This is a genomic window from Rhodococcus sp. MurmanLake-1 (assembly GCF_056945715.1).
Genome location: NZ_JBWZNF010000062.1, coordinates 1 through 554, shown reverse-complemented (window position 1 = coordinate 554; position 554 = coordinate 1). Strand labels below are relative to the sequence as shown.

The following is a 554-nucleotide window of genomic DNA, read 5'->3' as shown; positions in this document are numbered from 1 at the left end:
ATCAATCGATGATGTGAACGGCACAGCAGGACAAGGTTGTTCATCACCGTCGGGCCGCCGTTCGCCCAGTGCCGGATGTGGTGCGCGTCGGTCCAGGCCGGCACACACGCACACCCCGGGAACGCGCAGCCTTTGTCTCGGGCGATCAACGCCACTCGCTGTTCGGCAGAGACCAACCGTTTCCCGGGTTTCGCATCCAAAGGCGCCCCGTGACCGTCGAGCAGCACCGTGGACAGGAAACAATCACACCCGAGAAGCCTTGTCTGCGACACCGACAGCGGCCCCAGCCAGGGCATGTGACCGACATCGAGATCCGACACAGCCACAGCAACACCATCGGGCGAGGGTGCGGCGGCGCAGTCACGATGCTCCGCAAGATCACGGGCGTTGATGTGCACGTTCACGTGCGGGCGCTGACCACCATCGACACCGGTCTTCGCGCAGTCGAGGTAGCGGCGAATCAGTTCGGTGAACCCATCCGCCGTCCGCTTCGCCGCCGACCGAGAATCCGGAGTTCCATCCGGTGCCGGGGTCGGCATCGTCAGATTCGACAA

At 64.1% G+C, this 554-nt stretch carries 1 protein-coding gene; it reads right to left on the bottom strand.

Going from position 1 to position 554, the window contains the following annotated elements; all coding sequences use genetic code 11:
* The coding region (locus AC2ETI_RS32640) for an HNH endonuclease signature motif containing protein (protein ID WP_483635051.1) at positions 1–554 on the bottom strand (554 nt) is incomplete at both ends.